Origin of the sequence: Vibrio sp. NC2 (assembly GCF_025195005.1) — a bacterium.
GTDB lineage: Bacteria > Pseudomonadota > Gammaproteobacteria > Enterobacterales > Vibrionaceae > Vibrio > Vibrio splendidus.
This window is the reverse complement of record NZ_JANVFC010000015.1, coordinates 103,795-110,884: the sequence shown is the minus strand read 5'-3', so window position 1 is coordinate 110,884 and position 7,090 is coordinate 103,795. Positions and strand designations below refer to the sequence as shown.

Sequence of the window (7,090 nt, the reverse complement as noted above, 5' to 3'; positions counted from 1 at the left end):
TCGTTTCCGCTCGACTTGCATGTGTTAGGCCTGCCGCCAGCGTTCAATCTGAGCCATGATCAAACTCTTCAATTTAAGATTTTGTCGGCTCAATGAATACTGACTTCAAAACTAATATTCATGTAAACATGAACATATAATTCTAAAGCTATTACCCCTCTCTTCTTAAATAAATAGGAACAGAATGGTAATGAATTGACTGTGCCGAATAATTTCTTTCTACAAGAGAAAGTAGTTATTCGTATTGGTCACTCAGTTCATTGAAACCAAAGTTGATTCCGAGGAATCTGTTTTACTTCTCTTTATAAAAAGGGAAAATAAAACGTTTTGATATTCATCAACGAGTGCCCACACAGATTGATAGGTTTAAATTGTTAAAGAGCTTTGCTTATCGAAACTTTCTTTTTACAAAGAAACCTTTGACAGCGGACGTGAATTCTAGCGATTTAATCTTAAGTGTCAAACACTTTTTAAAATTAATTTCTTTCGAACTTTCCGTCTTACTGATTACCGCTGAAGCCTTGTAGCGTCTGCCGTGTCAGTGAGGCGGCATTATAGAGATCATCGAAAACATGGCAACCCCTATTTTAATAAAAATTCAAAAAAGTTGCTTAAGCGGCTACTTTTACGTCAAAACCCTCTTTCACAGGTTAAAGCTCATACAATCAAGAGCATATAACTTAGAATTTTGCGACTAGATCTTTCGAAAATGCCTCTATATCCAGTTCGATACTCCACTTTTCACTTAGCTCCACTATGTTATCTAGCGATTGCTGAACCGTTTTTATCGTCAATGTATTGTTATCTAGGTCGTATACCTGTTTTTGCGTAGTGTAATAGAAGTAAAGGATCGTTAATGCTTCTCGATCACCCTGCTCAGCTTTTGGTTGAATACGCTTAAGCTTACGATAGATTTGATTGTGAACTTGTTTAAGGTTCCACACATAAAGTGCTTCTTTAAAGTAATCATGCCCTTTCACACGGCTCGCGATAAAGGCATTCAGTGCGACTGATAAAATCACGCCAAGTACATTCAAATGGAAATTACCTGTCGCTTCCCCAGTAACGGATCCAACTGAACCAAAAAGTTCAATCAGAATGCTACCGAATACGATGGCAAACAAGGCGAGCGACCCAACCAATGAAACCAACAGTAGGTTCATCTTCTTTCTATATTCTTCTTTATTAATCTTCTGTAACTTCATCACCTACTTCCTTATGTAAGTCACCTAATAATTTGCGCATACTATCTATGTAAACCTTGGTTCGCTTCAACCTTTACCATCTTGTAATGTGGTCACTCTCTATTTAATACGTAGAGTTATTCCGATCAGTACTATACATAACTCCATTTGACTTCATTAATAGAAAAGAGTTACATACCGCCATAATTTTGGTTATTCATCAATTCATGTTGATAAAGTCTGTTTCGTTTTATCACATACTGACAAGGTACATTCCATGCGTTCATTTGTATTACGCGCTCGCGCAGCCCCTACAGAGAGTAAACTTATCTTAGAAGGTGTTGGGCAAGACGCTCATACTGAGATTCTGGCTCATACTCTGATGAACACGATCTTCGTTGCTCAATCTCACCGTGAGAATGTCACCGTGCACCTTGTGCTAGAAAGTACTAAAGACTTTTCACGTACCATTACATTCGATTCAAATGAAATCACCAACATTGGCGGCTTTCATGAATCTGCACTGTTATCTGCGGTAGTAAGAGCGGTTGACGCTTCTCAAGGCATGACAAAAGAGCAAACACGTCAGGTAGAACCGGGCATCACTGTTCGTACCATGAGCTTTGAAAAATTGGTCAAAGAACTGGCCGAAGACCACCAGCTGTATATGATGGATAAAAAAGGCGACTTTATCCGTGATGCAGAGATTGCGGAAAACCCATGTTTCCTTCTCACTGACCATATCCCTATGCCGAAGAAAAGCTACAACAGCTTGAAACGTTTAGGGACAGAGAAAATCAGCTTAGGTCCAAACATGTTGTTTGCTTCTCAGTGTGTTGTGTTGATCAACAATGAGCTTGATATAAGGGGGTTCTAACCTCCGAACTAATAGTCTAGACAAAAAAAGAGCTCAACTATGTGAGCTCTTTTAATTGTCTATCTCTTGGTATCGATGGTGTTATCACACAATCAGGCCTGATTAACCAAAGATGAAGCTGTATAGGAAGCCTGCACCCATCGCCATGCTTAGGATAACGAATAGGAATGCTGCAATCATTTGGTTCTTGAAGATTGATTTAAGTAGGATAACTTCTGTCAAACTTGCACCTGCACTACCGATAATCAATGCCATTACTGAACCCAACGCCATACCTTTCTGAACTAGAGCAGCACTTAATGGGATTACCGCTTCAGCACGAATGTACAGTGGGATACCAATTACAGCGGCTACAGGAATCGCATACCACATACCTTCACCAGCGTACTGTGCAATTAAGTCTGTAGGAATGAAGCCGTAGATGAATGAACCAATCGCGATACCCATCATCAGGTAAGGGAAAACTTGTTTGAAGTCTTTCCAAGTTGAGAACCAAATTCTCATCCAACGGCTAGGTTCTTTCTTCTCTACGATTTCAGCTGTTACGCTTCCATCCGCTGAACAGCATGAAACAGTGACTTGTGGCTCTTCTTTTTTCGAATCGCAGCAAGATGTCTCCTTAGTCATTACTGGTGCAGGTTCGCCACATACACTTGTACCACATGAAGATTCCGCTTTAGCTGGCGCTGCTTTTCGAGGAGCAGAGTCACCACAGCTAGTACCACAGCTTGAAGCTGAACCTGTTGATTCATACGCTTCAGGTTTTACGTAACGCTCAAAGCCAAGCTTCTCAAGTGCGTAACCAGCCACTACAGACACCGTCATTGCTACAAGGAAGTAGAACACAGCAACTTGCCAGCCGAAGGTAATCACAAACAAACCAATGATCACTGGGTTCAATAGCGGGCTACCGAATAGGAACACCATCATTGGACCGAAACCCGCTCTTGCACGCAGCAATCCTTTTAAGAAAGGAATGGTCGAACATGAACAGAAAGGTGTAATTGCCCCCAGTAGTGCTGCTACTACATAACCCTTACCATTACGTGAGCTCAGGATAGATTGAATCTTTTCTGGTGTAAGGAACTCTTGAAGAATCCCAACAATGTAGCTGATCGCTAAGAAAAGGATAATTAGCTCTACTGCTAAGAAAGCGAACATATCAAGTGCGTCTTTTAGCATTGTTAACATTTCATTGCTCATAATTAACTCCAAACTGGATTGAAGGTCGGGCTCTATGAGAAAAGTAACCAACCCTTAATTTCGAATATTCTCGAATTATAGAAATAAACAGCTCCAGATCAAGCTTTATTTCGATAAAAATCGAAATGATTTTCTAAAACACATTTTTTCAATGACTTACACAGCCACCGTTTTTAAATTTGAATTCGACATACATTTCGACTAATATCGAAATTAAATCTTGAGGAGTTAATATGAACTTAGAAGTCGTTGCGAAAGCACTTAAAGAGTTGGGGCACCCTATTCGCCTAACCATTTATAAGAGTGTCGTTAAAGCTGGCTATCAAGGCATTGCAGTTGGCGGCCTACAAGAAGAACTAGGCATTCCCGGTTCTACCTTGTCTCACCACATATCAAGCTTGGCGTCTGCGGGCCTAATCAGCCAAAGACGAGAAGGAAGAACTCTATTCTGCGTGGCGGAGTATGAGTGTCTAGAAGGCGTGATTGATTTCTTACAAGACGAGTGTTGCGTAAATGAACAGTGCAACTGATGCACCTTTGAACGGGGCACCTTTGAATAAGGCACCTTTAAAGCTCGAACAAGTCTGGGCCGAATATCAGCAAGCATTAAAGTCATTCCTGCATTCAAAGATCAACAATTCAGCGGATGTAGACGACTTGCTCCAAGATATCTTGATTAAGACCTATCAGAACTTAGACAAGGTACAAGATGCGAGCAGTGTTAAGGCTTGGCTGTTCCAGTTAGCCAACAACACCATTATCGACTTCTACCGTAAGCATGCACGCCAACAACGCGATAGCCAAATTGATGCTGAAGATCTGTGGTTTACCGATTTAGACCACGACTCTGAATTTAAGCAGAAGCTCTCATTGTGTATTGAACCTTTTATTCAGGCACTGCCAGAACAAAGTTCATCGCTACTGCTTGCTGTCGATATCAAAGGCCAAAGCCAAAAAGAGATCGCAGAGGCTCAAAACATCAGCTACTCAACCGTTAAGTCTCGTGTTCAGAAAAGCCGCGGGGATCTTAAGAACTTGTTTGAAGAGTGCTGTAACTTGTCCCTTGATCAACAAGGCAATGTGATTGATTGCGAGCTTAAGCGGGACGCTAGCTGCGGCAAGTGTTAATCGCTACATCGAACCCGTTATTTCAATAGAACAAAGCCAGCAATTGATGCTGGCTTTGTTGTTTCATAATCTGCAAATCACGCTTTGTTTATGCGAATCGAGTGCTTAAGCGAACCTAGTGCTTGATCGAACCGAACTATGCTGCTTCCGCTTTTACCACAGGTTGATAGCGCCCCGGTTTATGATTCATTGCTAGAATCAAGTTGGTGACTATCGCACCAAGCACAGACAGGAGAACCAATGACACATCAACAATGAACAGAGAAAGCACAACAATCGTGCAGTCTAGTGCCATCTGAACCTTACCTGCTCGAATCCCAAAACGTTCTTGTAAGAACAACGCCAGAATGTTGAAGCCACCTAAGCTCATCTTATGACGGAAAATCACCAACATGCCGGTACCAATCAAGCCACCACCAATTAACGCTGCATACAATGCATGTATTTCGGCAATCTGAATCACGTGATACAAGTGATCCACAGCGAACGAAACAATCGAAACCGCGATAAAGGTATTGATGGTGAAGCGCCAGCCCATACGAGCAACCGACAAAATATAGAAAGGTAAGTTAAGTGCGAAGAACACTTGGCCAAAGCTTAGGTCTGTTACTTTGGTAATGAAGATCGCTAGACCAGCCGTGCCTCCGGTGAGCAAACCGACTTGGTTGAAAAAGATAACGCCGAGTGAAACCAGTGCGCTACCTAAGAGCAGTGCCAGTAAATTTTCGCGAAGGTTATGATCTTTATCCATGTGAATGACTCTCCCTGAATCTTTTAACATCGCGTTTCAGTAATTTTGAAACGATTTATGCCCAAATTTACGATGTTTGACAGATAAGTCGAGTGAATGGCCAATGTTGATTAGTGATTAGTTTGTATATTAGTTTTTACAGTTTTGTGAAATCTTCAATTAAACAGACAGTTACAATCTTGCATTTGAGCTTTCATTCTTAATTACATACTTCTATCTATTAACCAGTAAACTTCGAGTTTTCCTATTTATTGGTCACGTTTCGCCCCAATTCTAACGACGCATAAATCTATGCGTAAAACGCATAGACTAAATCACAAATGGTCATTTGATACATACCCTACTCGTCATTATGATGCGCGACTTCTTACAACATTGAGCGCATGTAAACACCTTATGTTTTCACAATCTCTTTTTGCCCAACTGGCCAGAATGACGCTATTTCTCGTCATTAGTTTGGTTATTGTGCATCACAGTCAGCCATTGATTGATCTCTTGGCTCAGCATGCCGTGAGCAGTGGCTGCCACCAGCAATCAGCGCATGAGCATTCTGGGCACGAACATCACCATGAGATGACTGACCAACATATGTCAGCGCAAGACCACTCACATCACCACCATTAATTTAAGAGTATTAGAATGAGCATTTTCCGTTTTCCTTTACTGGTATGGCTTGGGATAGGCACACTTATTATCAGTCTAGGGATCAGACAATCATTCGGCATTTTCATGATGCCAATTTCAGAACATTTCGGTACAGGTCGCGAGTTTTTCAGCTTCGCGATTGCGCTACAAAACCTATTGTTTGGCGTGTTCCAACCTTTTGTTGGTATGGCTGCTGACAAATGGGGAGCAAGACGCATCATTATTGCTGGCGCATGTGCTTACGGTTTGGGTTTACTTCTTACCTCTATTTCTACCGAATCAAGCATGCTTTACGTTTCACTAGGCGCGCTCGTTGGCCTTGGATTAAGTGCGACGAGCTATGTGATCGTATTAGGTGCCGTAGCAAAAGTAGTACCTGCAGAGCACGCAGCTAAGGCATTTGGTTTAACCACAGCAGCAGGTTCATTTGGTATGTTCGCGGTAATTCCGGGCGCGCAATACATGTTGAACGAATTTGACTGGCAGAGTGCGATGCAAGTCTTTGGCGTACTTTGTTGTTTCATGATCTCTTTTGCGCTGTTTATGCGAGCGCCTAAAGCAGCCTCAAACAAACAAGCGCAAGCTGAAGAGAACCAAACGCTAAAAGAAGCGCTGTCTGAGGCGTTTGCGAGCAAAAGTTACTGGTTAATTCACGCGGGCTTCTTCGTGTGTGGTTTCCACGTAATGTTCATTGCGACGCACCTACCAAGTTACTTAGCAGACAAAAACCTACCCGCGAGCAGCGCAGCAATGGCACTGGCTTACGTTGGCATCTTCAACATCTTCGGGTCTTACTTCTGGGGTGTGATGGGCGACAAGTTCAGCAAACGCCATGTAATGTCGGCACTGTACTTAGTGCGTACTGTGGTTATCGGTGCGTTTGTCACTTTGCCTGTGACTGAGTCAACCGCGGCTATCTTCGGCGCGGCGATTGGTTTTTGTTGGTTGGGTACAGTTCCGCTAACGTCTGGCTTAGTTCGTCAGATCTTCGGTGCCCGTTACCTATCAACGTTGTACGGTTTGGTGTTCTTTACTCACCAAGTGGGTAGCTTCTTAGGCGCTTGGGTTGGCGGTCGTATTTACGATTACTACGGTTCTTACGAGCCAATCTGGTGGTCAACCGTGGTACTTGCATTTGCGGCAGCGCTTATCCATTTACCAATCAATGACAAGCCGATTGAGCGACTGAAATTGGCAATGGCTTAACGTTTAACGCTGACTCCCCCACTAGCGTAAACAACAAGTCGTTCCAATAAAGCGAGTGAGTATTGAAGGAAAACATCCTGATATACTCACTCGCTT

The 7,090-nt window shown here is 42.5% G+C and carries 8 protein-coding genes and 1 rRNA gene; 5 read left to right on the top strand and 4 right to left on the bottom strand.

Annotation, left to right across the window (positions count from 1 at the left end; genetic code table 11):
- Positions 1–75, bottom strand: a 16S ribosomal RNA gene (locus NX845_RS17510); the annotation flags it as partial.
- Positions 76–680: 605 nt separating this feature from the next.
- Positions 681–1,205 carry a DUF3087 family protein gene (locus NX845_RS17505; RefSeq protein ID WP_102576316.1) on the bottom strand — a complete coding sequence of 175 codons (525 nt, stop codon included), beginning with the start codon at positions 1,203–1,205 and terminating at the stop codon, positions 681–683.
- Between the two features lie 256 nt (positions 1,206–1,461).
- On the opposite strand from NX845_RS17505, the gene trmY reads away from it, so the two are divergent.
- Positions 1,462–2,061: a tRNA (pseudouridine(54)-N(1))-methyltransferase TrmY gene (gene trmY, locus NX845_RS17500; RefSeq protein WP_004733046.1), complete on the top strand. Its 600-nt coding sequence runs from the start codon at positions 1,462–1,464 to the stop codon at positions 2,059–2,061.
- 102 nt (positions 2,062–2,163) lie between these two features.
- Here trmY and NX845_RS17495 read toward each other — a convergent pair whose 3' ends face one another.
- Positions 2,164–3,264 (bottom strand): permease, encoded by a 1,101-nt coding sequence (locus tag NX845_RS17495; RefSeq protein WP_065681115.1) that lies wholly within the window; start codon positions 3,262–3,264, stop codon positions 2,164–2,166.
- A 233-nt stretch (positions 3,265–3,497) separates the two neighbouring features.
- Here NX845_RS17495 and NX845_RS17490 point away from each other — a divergent pair, with 233 nt between their 5' ends.
- Together NX845_RS17490 and sigZ are read left to right on the top strand one after the other, a co-directional pair.
- A complete protein-coding gene (locus tag NX845_RS17490; RefSeq protein WP_004733042.1) occupies positions 3,498–3,794 on the top strand; it encodes a helix-turn-helix transcriptional regulator in 297 nt (98 codons plus the stop codon).
- Positions 3,778–4,392, top strand: coding sequence for an RNA polymerase sigma factor SigZ (gene sigZ / locus NX845_RS17485; RefSeq protein WP_054541540.1), 615 nt, complete (start codon positions 3,778–3,780; stop codon positions 4,390–4,392). The genes NX845_RS17490 and sigZ overlap by 17 nt, the downstream gene beginning before the upstream one ends.
- 136 nt (positions 4,393–4,528) lie before the next feature.
- Here sigZ and NX845_RS17480 read toward each other — a convergent pair whose 3' ends face one another.
- On the bottom strand, positions 4,529–5,143 hold the full coding sequence (locus NX845_RS17480) for a YitT family protein (protein WP_029222369.1): 615 nt from the start codon (positions 5,141–5,143) through the stop codon (positions 4,529–4,531).
- 396 nt (positions 5,144–5,539) lie between these two features.
- On the opposite strand from NX845_RS17480, the gene NX845_RS17475 reads away from it, so the two are divergent.
- A complete protein-coding gene (locus NX845_RS17475; protein ID WP_076644891.1) occupies positions 5,540–5,767 on the top strand; it encodes a hypothetical protein in 228 nt (75 codons plus the stop codon).
- A gap of 15 nt (positions 5,768–5,782) precedes the next feature.
- Complete coding sequence (locus tag NX845_RS17470; protein ID WP_017092195.1) at positions 5,783–6,994, top strand: MFS transporter; 1,212 nt, start codon at positions 5,783–5,785, stop codon at positions 6,992–6,994.
- Positions 6,995–7,090: the final 96 nt, after the last annotated feature.

Coding starts and splice junctions, on each gene's coding strand:
- NX845_RS17480 (WP_029222369.1), bottom strand. CDS start 5,143: ATGGATAAAGATCATAACCTTCGCGAAAATTTACTGGCACTGCTCTTA.
- trmY (WP_004733046.1), top strand. CDS start 1,462: ATGCGTTCATTTGTATTACGCGCTCGCGCAGCCCCTACAGAGAGTAAA.
- NX845_RS17475 (WP_076644891.1), top strand. CDS start 5,540: ATGTTTTCACAATCTCTTTTTGCCCAACTGGCCAGAATGACGCTATTT.
- sigZ (WP_054541540.1), top strand. CDS start 3,778: ATGAACAGTGCAACTGATGCACCTTTGAACGGGGCACCTTTGAATAAG.
- NX845_RS17470 (WP_017092195.1), top strand. CDS start 5,783: ATGAGCATTTTCCGTTTTCCTTTACTGGTATGGCTTGGGATAGGCACA.
- NX845_RS17490 (WP_004733042.1), top strand. CDS start 3,498: ATGAACTTAGAAGTCGTTGCGAAAGCACTTAAAGAGTTGGGGCACCCT.
- NX845_RS17505 (WP_102576316.1), bottom strand. CDS start 1,205: ATGAAGTTACAGAAGATTAATAAAGAAGAATATAGAAAGAAGATGAAC.
- NX845_RS17495 (WP_065681115.1), bottom strand. CDS start 3,264: ATGAGCAATGAAATGTTAACAATGCTAAAAGACGCACTTGATATGTTC.